This is a genomic window from Acinetobacter sp. IK31, from assembly GCF_035615195.1.
Lineage (GTDB): Bacteria > Pseudomonadota > Gammaproteobacteria > Pseudomonadales > Moraxellaceae > Acinetobacter > Acinetobacter calcoaceticus_C.
In genome coordinates this window covers 78,274-94,648 of sequence record NZ_JANBOB010000033.1, presented here as the reverse complement: position 1 = coordinate 94,648, position 16,375 = coordinate 78,274, and the positions used below count along the sequence as shown (strand labels likewise).

Genomic DNA, 16,375 nt, shown 5'->3' with positions numbered 1-16,375 from the left:
ATAAAAGGGACTTAAAATGCCGAATTTAATGAAACTGAGTGTGTTAACGATTGCTGTATTAGGCAGTCAATTTGCGCTTGCGAATGAGCCGTGGTCACAAGACCGTCAATGGTTACTTGGCGACTGGAATGGTGAACGTCAGCAGCTAGAGCAACAGGGCTATAAATTTACTGCTTCTATTATGAGCCAAGCTGCCACAAATTTAGACGGTGGTTATAACGACAGCAATACTTTTGAAAATGCTGTACAACTTTCTTTAGGCGCAAACTTCGATTTAGAAAAAATTGCTGGATGGAAAGATACAACGGCCAGTTTAGTCGTGACTAAACGTGACGGGAATGCATTAACTCTCGAGCGTATTAAAGACCCGCGTTCTAGCCAATTAGGCAATGCTCAAGAAATTTATGGTCGCGGGAAAATCTGGCGTTTATCTCAAGCATGGGTCAAAAAAGGTTTTGCTGATAATACAGTACAGGTCAAAGTCGGTCGTATGGGCATGTCTGAAGACTTTAATGGTTCTCAATGTGAATTTCAGAACTTATTGCTTTGCGGTGGACAGTTAGGAAAGTCAATCGGTTCAATTTGGTATAACTCGCCAGTCGGTGTTTGGGCTGCAAATGTTAAATATCAATTTGCGCCTGAGTGGACTTTTGGAATTGGTGCGTATGAAGTCAATCCAGACAACATTAAAACTGAGTCTAATAGCGATGGTTTTAATCTGGATATGAACAATGTGAAGGGAGCAACCATTCCAGTCGAACTTGCATGGAAACCAAAACTTGCTGCTTTTAATGGCTTACCAGGTGAATATAAAGTAGGTGCATTGTACTCAACCGCAGAAGCGAACGATATTAAAACTGCGGGCAAAGTTCATGATGGAAAACAAAGCTTCTGGATTAATGCTCAGCAACAACTTACGCATAAAGGTGAAGATCCTAAACGCGGTTTATATGTAAGTTTGAACGGCGTTGTAAATGATAAAGCGACGACTTTTGTTCAAAGTACTCAACAACTTTCCCTTTGGTATAAAGGACCATTTGATAGCCGTCCAAACGATTCGATTGGTTTTGGTATTGCCAATTATGTGGTCAATGATCGTGCTAAAGATAAGCAAATCGCAACAAATGAAAGTCGTGGATACTATAGCTATGATGCGATTGCATCTGACTATATTCCAATTCAAGACGACGAGCTAAATGTCGAATTGAACTATACCTACCAATGGTCTCCGGCCGTTATGTTACGTCCAAATATTCAATATATCCATCAACCTGCCGGTATAAAAGCGGTCGATGACGCTTGGGTGGCGGGACTGAGCGTAAAAGTCAATTTTTAACAATGTTGATGGCTGGTTAGACATAGTTTAACTGGCCCAAAAGCTTGAACTATTGTGTTCAGTATATGTGGAGTAGGATCTATGTCTGAGTCAGATTCTAAGTTTCATATCTTATTCAAAATATGGTGTTTTCTATTAGGCCTAGTTTTATTGGCTACTGGTGTTTTTTACATCGTAGGCGGTGGAAAGCTAGTGTCATTAGGTGGATCTTGGTATTTCCTCGTCGCAGGGCTGTTGATTACCATTTCTGCAATTAGTATTTTTCGTAAAAAGGCGCTTGGTGTCTGGATTTTTGCGGCTGTTTTTATTGGCACCGTAATTTGGTCATTTGTTGATGCTGGATGGGAATTTTGGCCGTTATTCTCGCGGTTAATGTTTCCTGCTGGTCTTTTTGCTGCATTGTTATTTACCTTACCTGCAATTCGACGTTACCAATTCCAAAGCAGTTTGGCATCTTCATCCTATGCGGTAGGTGGATTAGTTGTTGTTGGTATGTTGATTGCGTTCTATCAAATGTTCCAACCACATCCAACAGTAGCAAGTTCAGGTGAAAAACTACCTTTAGTACCCGTTGATCCTGCTAAAAAACAGGTGAATTGGGAAAATTATGGTAATGATGCAGGTGGTAGTCGTTTCGTTGCTCTCGATCAAATTAATCGAGATAACGTTCATAAGTTAAAAGAAGCTTGGCGTTTTAGAACGGGCGATTTAACAACGGGTAGTGGTAACGGTGCTGAAGACCAAATGACGCCGCTACAAGTTGGAAATAAAGTCTTCTTATGTACACCACATAATAATATTTTTGCAATAGATGCTGACTCGGGCAAACAACTCTGGAAAGCTGAAGTGAACTCTAAAGCTGATGCTTGGGAACGTTGCCGTGGCGTTGCGTATTTTGATTCAACCAAGCCACTGGTACAACCAACTCTGGCTGGTGCAAATCCAGTAACCACAGTTGCAAATAATACGGCATGTCCTCGCCGTGTATATACCAATACTCCAGATGGTCGTTTAATTGCAGTGAATGCAGATAACGGTCAGCGCTGTGCTGACTTTGGTGTCAATGGAACAGTTGATCTGTTAGAAGGCCTTGGGGCTGGAACCAAAGCGCCACGTTTTGAAGTGACTTCTGCACCGACTATTGCAGGCACAACCATTGTAGTCGGTAGCCGTATTGCCGACAACGTTGCGGCAGATATGCCGGGTGGAGTTGTTCGTGGTTATGACGTCATTACCGGTAAACTTCGTTGGGCATTTGACCCGCGTAACCCAAACCCTAATTACGTTCTTAAACCAGGTGAAACTTATAAACGTAGTTCGGCAAACTCTTGGGCTGCAATGTCATATGACCCGCAAATGAATACAGTGTTCTTACCTATGGGTAGCTCATCTGTCGACATTTGGGGTGGTAACCGTAATCCGTTAGATCACAAGTACAATACTTCTGTTTTGGCACTTGATGCGACAACAGGTAAAGAAAAGTGGGTATATCAAACTGTTCATAATGATTTATGGGACTTTGACTTACCAATGCAACCGAGTTTAGTTGACTTCCCATTAAAAGATGGTACGACTAAACCTGCTGTTGTCATTGGAACCAAATCAGGTCAATTCTTTGTGCTTGACCGTGTAACGGGTAAACCACTGACCAAAGTGATTGAACAGCCTGTTAAACCTGCAAATATTCCGGGTGAGCAATACAGTGCAACCCAACCACGATCAGTTGAAATGCCTCAAATTGGTAATCAGACTTTAACCGAATCGGATATGTGGGGTGCAACGCCGTTTGACCAACTCATGTGCCGTATTAACTTTAAGTCAATGCGTTACGAAGGTCTATTTACTGCACCGGGTACTGATGTTTCATTAAGCTTCCCAGGCTCTTTGGGGGGTATGAACTGGGGAAGCATTGCCTTTGACCCGACACATCGTTATATGTTTGTCAACGATATGCGCCTTGGCTTATGGGTTCAATTGATGGAGCAAACTCCTGAAGATATTAAGATTCAGGCGAATGGTGGAGAGAAAGTAAACACAGGTATGGGTGCTGTACCAATGAAAGGTACGCCATTTAAAGTAAATAAAAACCGTTTTATGTCTGCGCTTAGCATTCCGTGTCAAAAACCACCATTTGGTACCATGACTGCCATTGACTTAAAAACTCGTCAGGTCGCATGGCAAGTACCGTTAGGTACGGTTGAAGATACAGGGCCTATGGGTATCAAAATGGGCTTAAAAGCACCAATTGGTATGCCAACTATTGGTGGACCAATGGCAACGCAAGGCGGTTTGGTTTTCTTTGCAGCAACACAAGATTACTACTTACGTGCTTTTGATTCATCTACAGGTAAAGAACTGTGGAAATCACGTATGCCAGTAGGTAGCCAAGGAACCCCGATAAGCTATGTTTCACCGAAAACAGGTAAACAATACGTGGTTGTTACGGCAGGCGGAGCTCGTCAGTCTCCTGATCATGGCGATTATATAATCGCATATAGTTTAGAGAAGTAACTTAATGGGCAAAAGAAGAGCATTCTTCTTTTGCCTTTAACTTTAATACATTTTTTATATTAAAATAATAGAGTAATTCCTATTGTTTTAACTAGATAGCTTTACCAAATAGTAAAAAAGTGCTTTAACTTATTGCAAAACCTAAAATATTCCTACGATTGATAATGCTTGAACACTAGATATAGTCGAACGATTAGGTATTTTTTCACAATGTTTTACCTATAAATAAAATCTATTTGTTTATTAAGTTTTGTTTAACTTAAGGTTGTGAATTTTAATTAGAAATAAACATTATTGACTTTTTAGTCCTAAAAAGTAGGATTTTTTTGCTGGAAAAACAAGCGTAAATATATATTTATATTATATTTATATAATTTATAGCATTACGTTAGAATGGTCATCGCAGGTTATTACTACCCAGTAATAATTTGTATTTCAGGAATTTAAGCTTTTATTGGCTTAAGGCTCATCGCAAGATGGGCCTTTTTTTATGCGATTTAGATCATAATATTTGATTATTATAAAAATAGCCTAAGCATAGACAGATATGAATTAATGAAAACAATCACAAAAAATAGTCTTTAATGACAAGAAGTGTATGATTTGATAAATTAAAGCCACTTGATAATAATAGGTGATACGATGAGATTTTTAATTCTTGCAACTTTATCTGGTTTAGCTTTGATGGGTTGTGCTTCTGTTCAGCAAGCACCGAATACACAAGAAACTATTCGTTATGCTTCTAGCCCATGCTTTGGTGCATGTCCAATCTATTCTGTAGAAGTAGCACCTACAGGTTTAATTCGTTTTGAAGGTAAACAATACACTAAAGCTATAGGCGTTAAAGAAATTCAAGGCAGTATAAAAGACTATCAAAAACTTGTAAGCGATTTAAAAACTTATCGACCAGAAACAGGTACACAAGCGAAAACTGGTGGATGCCAGCAAACCGCGACTGATATGTCTAGTTATTATATTTCGTGGATCCAAGTAAATGGTACAGAGACGAAGTTAAGCCACTATAAAGGATGTATGTCTCCAGCGAACAATAAACTGAATAAAATTATGGATAGTTTGCCAGAGCAATTAGGCATTAAAGATCTAATTTAATGATAAAAGCCCCAAGAGTTTGGGGCTTTTTCTTGTTAAGAAAATTTATATACTTGGGAGTTTTATCTTAAGTATTTCTAAAAGAATAAGCGTATAATTCACATTATAAAAAAGTATATTGTTTGGATTAAACTATGTCAAATATTGTCTATGCCTTTCTAGGCGGTTTGCTACTAGGCATTGCAACTATTGGTTATTTATATATAAATGGACGTATTGTAGGGATTAGTGGGTTAATCGCTCAAATCATTAAGCCGTCTAAAGACACGTTTAAAGGTTCTGCATTTTGGTTCATTGCGGGATTAGTAATTACACCTTTCATATATGGTTATTTTTATCAGCCTGAAATTGAAATTAAAGCCAATATATTTGCACTTATGTTAGCAGGCGTACTTGTTGGTTTTGGAACACGGCTCGGATCTGGTTGTACAAGTGGCCATGGTATTTGTGGCATGAGCAGGTTATCAAAACGCTCAATGATAGCGACAGCAGTTTTTATGTTTGCTGGCATGTTAACTGTTTATATCATTCGTCATGTGTTGGGATAATCCTATGAAAAATATCTTTGCTTTTATATTCGGTAGCTTGTTTTCATTGGGTTTAATGATCTCTGGCATGTCTAATCCTGAAAAAGTTTTAGGTTTTTTAGATATCTTTGGGCAGTGGGATATCAGCTTAATGTTTGTCATGTTGGGCGCGATTGCTGTGGCATTTATTCCATTTCAAAAAGCGATTAAAAATCCAAAAACACTTTTTAATGAACAAATTCAATTACCAACAAATACACAGATTGACCAAAGGTTAATTGCTGGGGCTTTTATTTTCGGTATAGGCTGGGGAATAGCAGGAATCTGTCCAGCACCCGCTTTAACGCTTATTGGTTTGGGATATTTTGAAGCGCTATATTTTATTGTCGCTATGTTATTCGGAATGTTGATTTACCAAGTTTTAAATAAAGGAAACTAAGCCTATGCAACAACCTCTAGTAAAAGATTTTTTTGATGAAAACACCAATACTTTTAGCTATGTTGTTGCAGATTTAGCAACTCGCCAATGTGCCATTATTGATAGTGTGCTTGACTACGATGCAGCATCGGCAACAACAAAAACAACCAATGCTGATCGTATTGTCGATTATGTCTTGGCGCAAAACTTTAAAGTGCAATGGATTTTAGAAACTCACGTCCACGCCGACCATATGACTGCGGCTCAATATTTAAAATCTAAATTGGGTGGTACAATTGCGATTAGTCAAAAAATCTCAATCGTACAAGAAACATTTTCCGCTATCTATAATTTTGATTTTAAAAAATTTAATGCAAATCAGCCTTTTGATTATTTATTTGAAGACCATGAGCATTTCAAAATAGGGGATATAGAAGCCTATAACATTCCTACACCAGGCCACACACCTGCTTGCTTAAGCTATATAATTGCTGATGCTGTTTTTGTGGGTGATACATTATTTATGCCTGATTATGGTTCGGCTAGATGTGACTTTCCCAAAGGAAGTGCTGCTGCGCTCTATGACTCTGTACAACAGCTTTATACACTTCCTGACGACATGCGTATGTTCTTATGCCATGACTATAAGCCCGAAGGTCGAGATGAATATCTCTGCCAAACGGACATAAAAACTCAAAAGCAAAGCAATATCCATTTAAATCGACGCGTTTCTAAGGACTCATTCATAAAAATGCGCCAAGAACGAGATGCTACTTTGGCAATGCCAAAACTAATCTTGCCTTCAATACAAATTAATATGAATGCAGGAAATTTTCCGGAACCTGAAGCGAATAGCGTTCGTTATTTAAAAATTCCGTTTAATTATTTTTAAAATAGCCTAAGCATATCCATCCAGTCATTACCAATAACCAAAATAGCCTAAGCAAATAATAAAATTTATCTCATGAAAATAGCCTAAGTAAGATTTAAAGAACTTGTCTCAAATCCCGTGAAGTCTCTTGCAATAAAGGCAAAATGTGTTGAATTAAATATTCTTCAGTTGTTCTCATGGTAGGTGAAACAATATTTAAAGCCGCAACAACTTTAAAGTCTTGTCCATAAATAGGTACGGCGAGTGCATGAACACCTAATTCATGTTCTTCACGTGAATAACACCAATCTTGTTCTCGAATCTCTTGTAGTAACTCTAAAAATTTATCGTTTTCAACATGCGTATATTTGGTTAAACGCTGTAGCGGGTATTTTTGAAGCCAGTCCAATTGTTCTTCTTGACTTAAATGTGCCAGTAAAATTTTACCCGCCGAGGTCGCATGAGCAGGTAAACGATTACCCAAGTGTAAACCGTATGGATTTACACGGTCAGTTTGTTGGTGTGCCGCACTACGCGCAATGGTAATGGCTTCATAACTATCAAGTACCATCACTGAATAAATCAGAGATGTTTGGTTGGTTAGAAGATTTAATAGAGGCTGAGATACTTTTGGAAGCTGAGCTGCACCTAAATAAGCCCCTGAAAATTTCAGAACTTTGGGGGTTAAATAGTAATAGTGGCCATCTGATTCAAGATAACCTAGATATTCTAAAGTTAATAAATGGCGTCTTGCTGCTGCTCGAGTAAGTCCGGTTTTTTCAGCTGCCATAGAAATATTTAAACGATGTTGATTGCTACTAAAACTATCTAGAATTGACATGCCTTTACCAATACCAGCAATGTAGTCTTCATGACGAATCGTTTTTTTATTGTCCTGATTCTGGATTATTCGTTCATCTTTACTCATGACAGGTCCTTGTACGATGTAGGCGTTAGTAGATCAATTTGCTTTACTGAAAAAGTTTAATAATTTCATGTCGCAAAAATTGATGCCTTAAATTATCCCTTAAATCTTCATGCCAAAACATCCCCATTTTGATATTGGTCATCTCAAATGGGAGTGAATACAACCGAATTTCCGAACTATAGGATAAATGCTGCAAAATCATTCGGGGCATAGTCAATATTGCGTTGGCTTGAGCTCCCAAAACTTGTAACGCCGTTGAGTAGTTTTGACAGCGCATGAATACATTTCTTGAAATTCTTTGGTGCTGGTTTAAATAAATATCTTCAAGCAAAGCACCTGTACGGCGCGATGAAACACCAATATGTCGACCACTAATATAACTAGATAAATCGACTTCTTTAAGTTGACTGCACATAACGAACTCATCTGTTACTAGATGGTCAAAGCTAATTTTTGGAGATAAGTATTGTTCTAGGTCAATCACGAAGTCGAGCTGCTGTGTCGCCAAGTCCGTCATAATATGTTTTCGATCTAGCTTCATACTCACAAACTGCAAATCTAAATTAAGATTTTGAAAATGTTGAGCAAGTCTTGGAAGAATAATAGGCTCAATTTCATCATGCACGGCGATTTTTAAGTTTTTTAAACTGGTTGGGTCAAAGACATGTTTCTGCTGGCTAATATTTTGAATGGTTAAAAGCGCTTGCTTCACAGTGGGGTAAATCTGTTCTGCAAAAGGCGTTGCAGACATTTTATTACCTACACGTATAAATATATCATCTTCGAGCTGTTGGCGTAACCGTTGCAGAGCATGGCTTGCTGCCGATTGCGTAATATTGAGGCTACTCGCAGCATTTGAAATACTTTTTTGCTCATAAATCGCGATAAAAAGAGGATATAAATTGATATCAATTCGATGGAAAAAGCTTAAGTCGAGCCCATGCAGGTTATGAATATCATTCATGATGTGTTATTTAATAAAATCATTTCATTCATATTAAGTTTCAAGTTATGGTGATGTAAAGACAAGATAATGATGTAAAGGAAAAAGAATGTTTGAACTATCAAAAACAGCTCAAGATTTTGTCGAGCGAACAAGAAGATTTATTTTAGAAGAAATAGATACTGTTGAAGCCCAATTTTGGGAAGAAGTTCATGAGCTAAATCCGGATGGAAACTGGAAAAAATGGCAGTGGCCCGAACTTCTAGAAACGCTGAAATCTAAAGCGAAGCAAGCTGGCCTTTGGAATATGTTTTTACCAGATGACAAACTGGGTGCAGGGTTAACGGTTCAAGAATATGCCCACATTGCCGAATTGACTGGTCGTAGTTTATTGGCACCAACCGTTTTTAACTGCAATGCACCTGACACAGGGAATATGGAATTGTTATGGCGCTATGGCAGTGAACAGCAAAAACAGCAATGGTTACAGCCGTTATTAGATGGAAAAATTCGTTCGGTTTTTTGTATGACTGAACCAGATGTTGCTTCAAGCGATGCAACCAATATGCAGGCAACTGCACTTATAGAAGGTAATGAAATCGTTTTAAATGGCAAAAAATGGTGGTCTTCTGGTTTAGGTGACCCAAATGCCAAAGTCATTATTTTTATGGCGCACACACCAGATGAAAGCAAAGACCGCCATCATCAACACTCCATGGTTTTAGTACCTATTGATACGGCGGGTGTTGAAATCCAACGTATGTTGCCTGTATTTGGTGACTACGATGCACCACATGGGCATGGTGAAGTTCATTTTAATAATGTTCGAGTACCTTTTGATAACTTTATTGGTGGAGCTGGTCAAGGTTTTGAAATTGCTCAAGGCCGTTTAGGACCTGGTCGTATTCACCATTGCATGCGCTGTATCGGCGCTGCTGAAAAAGCTTTAGAACTAATGATTGACCGTGGTATGTCTAGAACTGCGTTTGGCAAGGAAATTTTAAAACTCGGTGGGAACCTTGAACGGGTAGCCGATGCGCGGGTAGCGATAGATCAAGCTCGGCTTTTAACCTTGTATGCCGCCTATAAAATGGATACTTTAGGGAATATGGCCGCTTTAACAGAAATATCTGCAATTAAAGTGGTCGCTCCAAGTGTTTTAGAAAAAGTAGTCGACATGGCGATTCAGCTACATGGTGGCGCGGGCGTTTCAAGAGATACACCATTAACAGGTTTCTTTGCTCAAGCACGCAGTTTACGTTTAGCTGATGGACCAGATGAAGTACATAAAGGCATGATTGCCAAATTAGAGTTAGCCAAACGTGGTTACGGTCGTCATAAGAACGTATAAGTTGAAAGGAAATTAGAATGTCGGTAATTGATATAGGCGGTGAAGTACGTGAAGGTGAAGAACTTGACATTGGGGCAGTTGAAAACTGGTTAAAGGGCCAAAACGTTGAGTTGGTCGGTCCAGCAATCGTGACTCAATATACGGGTGGGGCTTCAAATTGGACTTATCGTTTAAAGTATGAAAATACCGATTTAATTTTACGACGTCCTCCAAAAGGAACAAAAGCGAAGTCTGCTCACGATATGGCCCGTGAATATATGGTGCAAAAAAATCTTGCGCCTTATTATCCGGTACTTCCTAAAATGGTGGCACTTTGTCAGGATGAAAGTGTCATTGGCTGTGATTTTTATGTGATGGAACGCATTGCGGGAATTATTCCTCGTGCAAAATTACCGCCTGAGCTTGGCTTTAATGAAGAAGATGTCCATCAACTTTGTGTAAATGTGCTTGATAAGCTTATTGAATTACACCAAGTTCCTTATGAAAACACGCCTTTAGCTGAATTGGGTAAAGGAGTGGGATATTGCCGCAGACAAGTTGAAGGTTGGGACAAGCGATATGAAAAAGTTAAAACGCTCAATGTTCCTTCATTTAAATACGTTCGAAAATGGCTAAATGATAATATCCCTCAAGACTCTACGACTTGTATTATTCATAACGATTGGCGATTTGATAATGTGATTTTAGATCCAGAGCATCCAACTGAAGTGATTGGCGTGCTGGATTGGGAAATGGCAACCTTGGGTGATCCATTAATGGATTTAGGCAGTGCTTTGGCCTATTGGGTTGAACCTACGGATAACATGATTTTTAGATCGACACGCCGTCAGCCTACCCATTTAAAGGGAATGTTTTCTCGTAAAGAAGTTGTTGATTATTACCTACAAAAAACAGGTCTGAACCCTCAAAACTGGGCTTTTTATGAAGTCTTTGGTGTATTTCGTTTAGCAGTGATCGCTCAGCAAATTTACTACCGCTATTACCATAAACAAACGCGAAATCCAGCTTTTAAAGATTTCTGGATCGTCATTCATGCGCTACATATCAGAGCGTTAAAACTTATTGGCCAGCAAAAAATTCAAGAATCGGAATTTGCTCAGCAATCTCTACAGAAAATACAGGGTATTTTAAGAAAATGACCACAATTTATCTGGTAAGACATGGACAGGCATCATTTGGTAAAAGTAACTATGATAAGTTGTCTGAAAATGGTGAGGCTCAAGCGACTTTATTAGGCCGTTATTTTAAGCAAATATTGAAAGAACAACCTTATGTTGTTGCAGGTACTATGCAGCGCCACGAGCAAACTGCACAACTCGCATTAAATGAATGTTTTCCCGATGCGGTGATTAATCACAATAGTTTATGGAACGAGTTTAATCATCAGCAGGTTTTTGCACGTTATGAACCGCGTTTTGAACAACCTGAACTGTTAAAAGCTGATGTAGCACAAGAACAGAATCCGCGTGCCTATCTGGCCAAAATATTTGAAGGCGCAATTGGACGCTGGACCGATGGTGACTTTCATCATGAATATGATGAGTCGTGGCCGCATTTTAAAAACAGAGTTGAAACCGCACTACAACAACTTTGTGATGAATTGGCAAAAACCAAACCTCGTTATGCAGTCGTTTTTACCTCTGGTGGTGTGATTTCTGTAGCAATTGGCAAATTGCTTGAACTGAGCCCAAATCGAACTTTTGCCTTGAACTGGGCAATTACCAATACAAGTCTCACCACTTTACGTTTAGTTGGAAATGAAGCTCAGGTTTTAAGTTTAAATGAACATCATTTTATCAAAGCTGAACGTCCAGATTTACTGACATGGATTTAAAAATAAGGATAAAAGCATGGCAAAGACAATTTTAATTACAGGCGCAAGTTCTGGTCTGGGCGCGGGTATGGCTCATGAATTTGCAGCGAAAGGTTATAACTTGGCGATTTGTGCACGCCGTTTAGACCGACTAGAAACTCTAAAAACCGAACTTGAAAATGAATATGGCATTCAGGTGATTGCAAAAAGTCTAGATGTGACTCATTACGATCAGGTTTTTGAAGTTTTTCGTGCATTTAAGCAAGAGTTTGGTTATTTAGACCGAATTATTGTCAATGCTGGAGTTGGAAATGGTCGCCGTATTGGTAAAGGCAATTTTGAAATTAACAAAGCCACCGCTGAAACCAACTTTATTTCTGCTTTAGCACAATGTGAAGCTGCGGTTGAAATTTTTAGAGAGCAAAATGCAGGCCATTTGGTGGTGATGTCATCCATGAGTGCCATGCGTGGATTACCAAAACATTTATCGACCTATGCAGCAAGTAAAGCTGCGGTTGCTCACTTGGCTGAAGGTATTCGTGCTGAGTTACTGGATACCCCAATTAAAGTTTCAACCATTTTCCCGGGTTACATTCGCACTGAAATGAATGAAGGTGCTAAACATTTGCCATTTGAAGTCGATGCTAAAACAGGGTGCAAAGCACTCGTCAAAGCTATCGAAAAACAACCAGTGAAAGCTTATGTACCACAGTGGCCATGGTTGCCAATGAGTATTGCAATGAAGGTTTTGCCTTTAAGGTTGGTCAATAAATTAGGATAAAAATTACCCCCTAAAATTTAGGGGGTAATTTTTTATATTTAGAATTTCTTGGTGTAATTGACAAATAAACGGTCTTCACCAAAGTCATTGCCGTGTTTGACGTTGTAATCAATACGAATATATTGCAGGGCAACGCCTTTTAAGAATGGCTGCTGAAACGCATAGTTTAAAATCACGTTCGACTCAGTTTCATGGTTTTTGTCGCCATTGGCTGCCTTGAAATCATGGCCATAAACATATTTCACCATCGCATTTAAGCCCGGTACATGGTCCTTAAAGTCGTAGCCATACATCACATGGTAAGACTTTTCATCTTCTTTAAAGAAACCAGTAGCGTTCCAGTTAATAAAATAGGTTTCTGGCAAGAAACCATCTGGTAATGGATAAGCCGATTCACCGATAATTTGTTGATATCCCACACCAAAGGTATGGTTTTTTACTTTGACAGTTTCAAGTAGACCGATATTCTGCGCATCAATGTTAAAAGTATTGCCATCATCTTTTGCATTGAAGTATTTAAACTTGGAAGTCAGGGCAAAAGTTGGTTGTTTCCAAGTATGTTCAAGCCCTACATAGTGCTTGTTATACAGATCCTCTAGATTACCAAAGTAATATTCACCCTTGAGTGACGGCGTAAATTGATAACGAAGGTCTAAGTAGTTTAAGCCATCAGATTCTTTGGTAACCCCATTGGCCGTGAAGGAAAACTTTTTAAAGTCTTCTTCATTTCGTGGTGAGACTTTTTCAACCCGACCAATTTCGGCATAAAGCTGATCTGAAAGTTGCGACTTTAAATTGGTTCCCCAATATGAAGTAAGTAACTGACGACTTGCATCGACAGCAGTTACGGGTAAATCTAACCAGAGTTCACCCACGCTTAGCAATGTTTTGTCATAGCCAAGTTTCAAAGTTGCGCCGTATTTTAAATAGTCTGATGCTTGAGATTGGGTTTCCTTATTAAAAGGCAAAACGGTGTCGGCGACATGTTTGTCTGAACTTAAGCGCACGGCGTATTGAACAGAAGCATCGGCACCAATGGTAATTGGCTTATCTGCAATTTGCAGTGGGGTGTCATGCATTTTCGATTTATAAAATAACGATGCTGCTTGCGACCAGCTACCTGTGTCTTTGAGTGCATCGTTATCAAAATCGCGGTTGATATAGGCGTTTTTTAAAGTGAGTTTCCATTCATCTTCAGTTTGCTGATTCGGGTTTGCAGCCCATGAATTGCCACACATCAATACTAAAGTTGCTACAGCTAAAGTCTGCGGTTTAAAGCGGTGTAATAATTCCATAATCCATTTCCAAGATAGATGCGCCAGTCCTAGGCATTACGTATTGTGAAATATTTGTGTCGTACTCCCTAAGTTCTTATAGGGAGCGTTGTTAAATAGCGGGTGATTTCTTCAATTAATTTAATTTTTCAAGCTTCATGCTTTCACTAAAGAATTTGCAGCCTTTGAAGAGCAAAATTAAAGCCAGTACACAAGACAAACCACCCACGATAGATAAAGAAGAACCCACCATTAATGGATTACCAAAAACTTTATCTGTAATGATTGCTACTAGCGTTGTGCCAATACCCAGCCCAATTAAGTTACTGACCAAAAGGAAGAGGGCAGAAAGACGTGCTCTAAATTGATTTGGGGCCAACATTTGTAACGCAGTTGCCGAGATCACCAGAGGGAACGATGCAAAGAACATCGCTGGAATGAGTAGACTCACTGAAAGCCAGAGTTGGTCAGTTTGAGTAAAAAATGAAATTGGAATAATAAGACCAACAATACCAATCACTCCGGTAATCATCGGAGCATCTTGGCGTCCTTTTTTAATAAACCAATCATTTAACCAACCTGCACAAAACACCCCTAATGTATTGGCAATTAACAGAATCGTACCGAGCATGTAACCTGTTTCTGTTGGAGCGAGTTGAAACTTACGAATATAAAATGCAGGTGTCCAACTAGTAAGACTGTACAGTGCCATAGCATAGAAGGTAAAACCTAAATAGTGACAGGCAAAGGTTTTTGAATGCTTTTTAATAAACTGAAGACATTGTGTAAATTTAACTTGGTCAACTTGACCATTTTGGTTGAGCTGCTGTCCTTTACGTGCTGGGTCTTTAACTGTCAGGATAAATAGCAAACCAATAATGATGCCGGGTAAACCCACAACCAAAAAGGCGATTTGCCATGCTTTAATAGCGCCCAACAATGGAACCTCAATTAAAGTCACGCCTTTAAGTAAGTTAATGACATAGCCACCGACTAAAAAGGCAATACCACCACCTAAAAAAGCGCCAATCGAATAGATACCAACAGCGCGGCCTAGTTTGTCCTTATTGAACATATCGCTAAACATTGAATATGCAGCAGGAGATAAGGCAGCTTCGCCCACACCAACGGCCATACGGCTTAAAAATAGTTGAATAAAGTTTTTACTTAAACCACAAGTGGCTGTTGCCAGACTCCAGACAATAATACCGATTGAAATCAGTTTTGGGCGTGAAAATCGGTCGGCAATATAGGCTAGAGGTAAACCCATTAAAGCGTAAAACAGCGAAAAAGCGAGGCCGTGTAATAGGCTAAACTGAGTATCTGAAAGTTGAAGATCTGCTTTAATTGGCTCAATCATCAGTGCCAGAATTTGGCGGTCAATAAATGAAAATATGTACGCTAACATACAGAGTACGACTACATACCATGCATATGCATTGGTTTTCTTTTGTGTCCTTTCAACAGCGATATTACTTTGGTTCATACACTTAATCCTTATGTATAAAACTCTTTTAGAGAAGTTGAATCTCGGCTATCTATGTTTCCTAAAAGATAATTTGGTTTCCCCCCAATAACTTTTGAAAAATAAATAACCTATTTGATTGAAGAATTGCCTTACATACAAACTGCATATGCAGACAAAGATAATTAAAGAAGAGGGTTAGAATTTCTATATGATGGAAATATTATTTTCTTTTTATATGTAAAATTCCATTACTTATTAAGTATGTTTAGATACCTAATAGGTATTTAAACAATCAGAAAATTTATAAATGACTATGAATTATAGAAAGGAAAAGAAGAACGAAACTTTTAGCTTTTTGATAAATATTAATAATTTTTAGAGAGTCGCAGAAGATCATATCGGTTTTCTGCTAACTCTTTCATGTTTAAACAAGATAAATAAGAAATCTAAGTTAGCTTGAAGGCATCAGATCAAATAATTTCTTCAACTGGTTATTTAGATTGTGGAGTTCATCTTCTGAAAAAGCATTCAAAATACCAGCTAAGGTCACAACACTAATCTGATTAATTTGTTCAACCAGCTCAATACCTTTAGCAGTTAATTTCACCATTGAGATCCGTTCATCGGTGGTAGAGGAGTAGACCTCAACAATTTCATCTTCAACTAATCGATATACGGCCTTGGTTGCAGTGGTTAATTTTAAAGTAGAAAGATTGGCAATGTCGGTAATACTGGCTTCACCTAAAGCATTGGTACTTAAAATAATTTTACGGCGCGTATTGTCGATACCTAGTTTTTTTATTGATTTTTCAATAAGTTGTGAATATTTTCCATTAACTTGGGAAATCCAAAAAAAAGGGAAGTTTTGAATACTCGACGGTTCTTTATTAGGAAGAAATTGTTCTAAATGATCAAGCATAGCTAAGCAATAACTTAGGAAAAAAGGGTAATCCTATTATAAACAAAATTTTGCATATTTCCTTGAGTACAAATTATAAAAAATACTTGACAATTCCATTAAATTTTACCATATTTTAATAAATA

At 38.4% G+C, this 16,375-nt stretch carries 15 protein-coding genes; 10 read left to right on the top strand and 5 right to left on the bottom strand.

The window, feature by feature from the left end:
- Positions 1–16 precede the first annotated feature (16 nt).
- The 6 genes from MSG66_RS17235 to MSG66_RS17210 all read left to right on the top strand — a co-directional run bounded on the left by MSG66_RS17235 (position 17) and on the right by MSG66_RS17210 (position 6,794).
- Positions 17–1,336 (top strand): carbohydrate porin, encoded by a 1,320-nt coding sequence (locus tag MSG66_RS17235; RefSeq protein ID WP_324654742.1) that lies wholly within the window; start codon positions 17–19, stop codon positions 1,334–1,336.
- An 81-nt stretch (positions 1,337–1,417) separates the two neighbouring features.
- Positions 1,418–3,847 (top strand): glucose/quinate/shikimate family membrane-bound PQQ-dependent dehydrogenase, encoded by a 2,430-nt coding sequence (locus MSG66_RS17230; RefSeq protein WP_324654741.1) that lies wholly within the window; start codon positions 1,418–1,420, stop codon positions 3,845–3,847.
- A gap of 642 nt (positions 3,848–4,489) precedes the next feature.
- Positions 4,490–4,957: a DUF6438 domain-containing protein gene (locus MSG66_RS17225; protein ID WP_324654740.1), complete on the top strand. Its 468-nt coding sequence runs from the start codon at positions 4,490–4,492 to the stop codon at positions 4,955–4,957.
- A gap of 134 nt (positions 4,958–5,091) precedes the next feature.
- Positions 5,092–5,505, top strand: coding sequence for a YeeE/YedE family protein (locus tag MSG66_RS17220; RefSeq protein ID WP_202741931.1), 414 nt, complete (start codon positions 5,092–5,094; stop codon positions 5,503–5,505).
- A 4-nt stretch (positions 5,506–5,509) separates the two neighbouring features.
- Complete coding sequence (locus tag MSG66_RS17215) at positions 5,510–5,923, top strand: DUF6691 family protein (RefSeq protein ID WP_202741932.1); 414 nt, start codon at positions 5,510–5,512, stop codon at positions 5,921–5,923.
- A 4-nt stretch (positions 5,924–5,927) separates the two neighbouring features.
- Positions 5,928–6,794 carry an MBL fold metallo-hydrolase gene (locus MSG66_RS17210; RefSeq protein WP_324654738.1) on the top strand — a complete coding sequence of 289 codons (867 nt, stop codon included), beginning with the start codon at positions 5,928–5,930 and terminating at the stop codon, positions 6,792–6,794.
- 94 nt (positions 6,795–6,888) lie between these two features.
- Here MSG66_RS17210 and pcaU read toward each other — a convergent pair whose 3' ends face one another.
- Complete coding sequence (gene pcaU, locus MSG66_RS17205) at positions 6,889–7,701, bottom strand: IclR family transcriptional regulator PcaU (RefSeq protein WP_133973381.1); 813 nt, start codon at positions 7,699–7,701, stop codon at positions 6,889–6,891.
- Positions 7,702–7,744: 43 nt separating this feature from the next.
- A complete protein-coding gene (locus MSG66_RS17200) occupies positions 7,745–8,665 on the bottom strand; it encodes a LysR family transcriptional regulator (protein WP_324654737.1) in 921 nt (306 codons plus the stop codon).
- A gap of 88 nt (positions 8,666–8,753) precedes the next feature.
- On the opposite strand from MSG66_RS17200, the gene MSG66_RS17195 reads away from it, so the two are divergent.
- From MSG66_RS17195 to MSG66_RS17180, 4 genes are read left to right on the top strand one after another with little or no spacing between them, the layout of a single operon-like run.
- Positions 8,754–9,995, top strand: coding sequence for an acyl-CoA dehydrogenase family protein (locus MSG66_RS17195; protein ID WP_324654736.1), 1,242 nt, complete (start codon positions 8,754–8,756; stop codon positions 9,993–9,995).
- A gap of 17 nt (positions 9,996–10,012) precedes the next feature.
- Entirely contained in the window at positions 10,013–11,134 is a 1,122-nt protein-coding gene (locus tag MSG66_RS17190) for a phosphotransferase family protein (RefSeq protein WP_262472102.1), read from the top strand.
- Positions 11,131–11,829 carry a histidine phosphatase family protein gene (locus MSG66_RS17185; RefSeq protein ID WP_324654735.1) on the top strand — a complete coding sequence of 233 codons (699 nt, stop codon included), beginning with the start codon at positions 11,131–11,133 and terminating at the stop codon, positions 11,827–11,829. The genes MSG66_RS17190 and MSG66_RS17185 overlap by 4 nt, the downstream gene beginning before the upstream one ends.
- 16 nt (positions 11,830–11,845) lie before the next feature.
- The gene (locus tag MSG66_RS17180; protein ID WP_005040180.1) at positions 11,846–12,589 is read left to right on the top strand and encodes an SDR family oxidoreductase; all 744 of its coding nucleotides are present in this window, start codon (positions 11,846–11,848) and stop codon (positions 12,587–12,589) included.
- A gap of 38 nt (positions 12,590–12,627) precedes the next feature.
- On the opposite strand, the gene MSG66_RS17175 is transcribed toward MSG66_RS17180, so the two are convergent.
- The 3 genes from MSG66_RS17175 to MSG66_RS17165 form a co-directional block, all read right to left on the bottom strand.
- Complete coding sequence (locus tag MSG66_RS17175) at positions 12,628–13,884, bottom strand: OprD family outer membrane porin (RefSeq protein WP_324654734.1); 1,257 nt, start codon at positions 13,882–13,884, stop codon at positions 12,628–12,630.
- Positions 13,885–13,999: 115 nt separating this feature from the next.
- A complete protein-coding gene (locus MSG66_RS17170; protein WP_324654733.1) occupies positions 14,000–15,349 on the bottom strand; it encodes an MFS transporter in 1,350 nt (449 codons plus the stop codon).
- 433 nt (positions 15,350–15,782) lie between these two features.
- Positions 15,783–16,250, bottom strand: a complete 468-nt coding sequence (locus MSG66_RS17165) for a MarR family winged helix-turn-helix transcriptional regulator (protein ID WP_133973397.1) — start codon at positions 16,248–16,250, stop codon at positions 15,783–15,785.
- Positions 16,251–16,375: the final 125 nt, after the last annotated feature.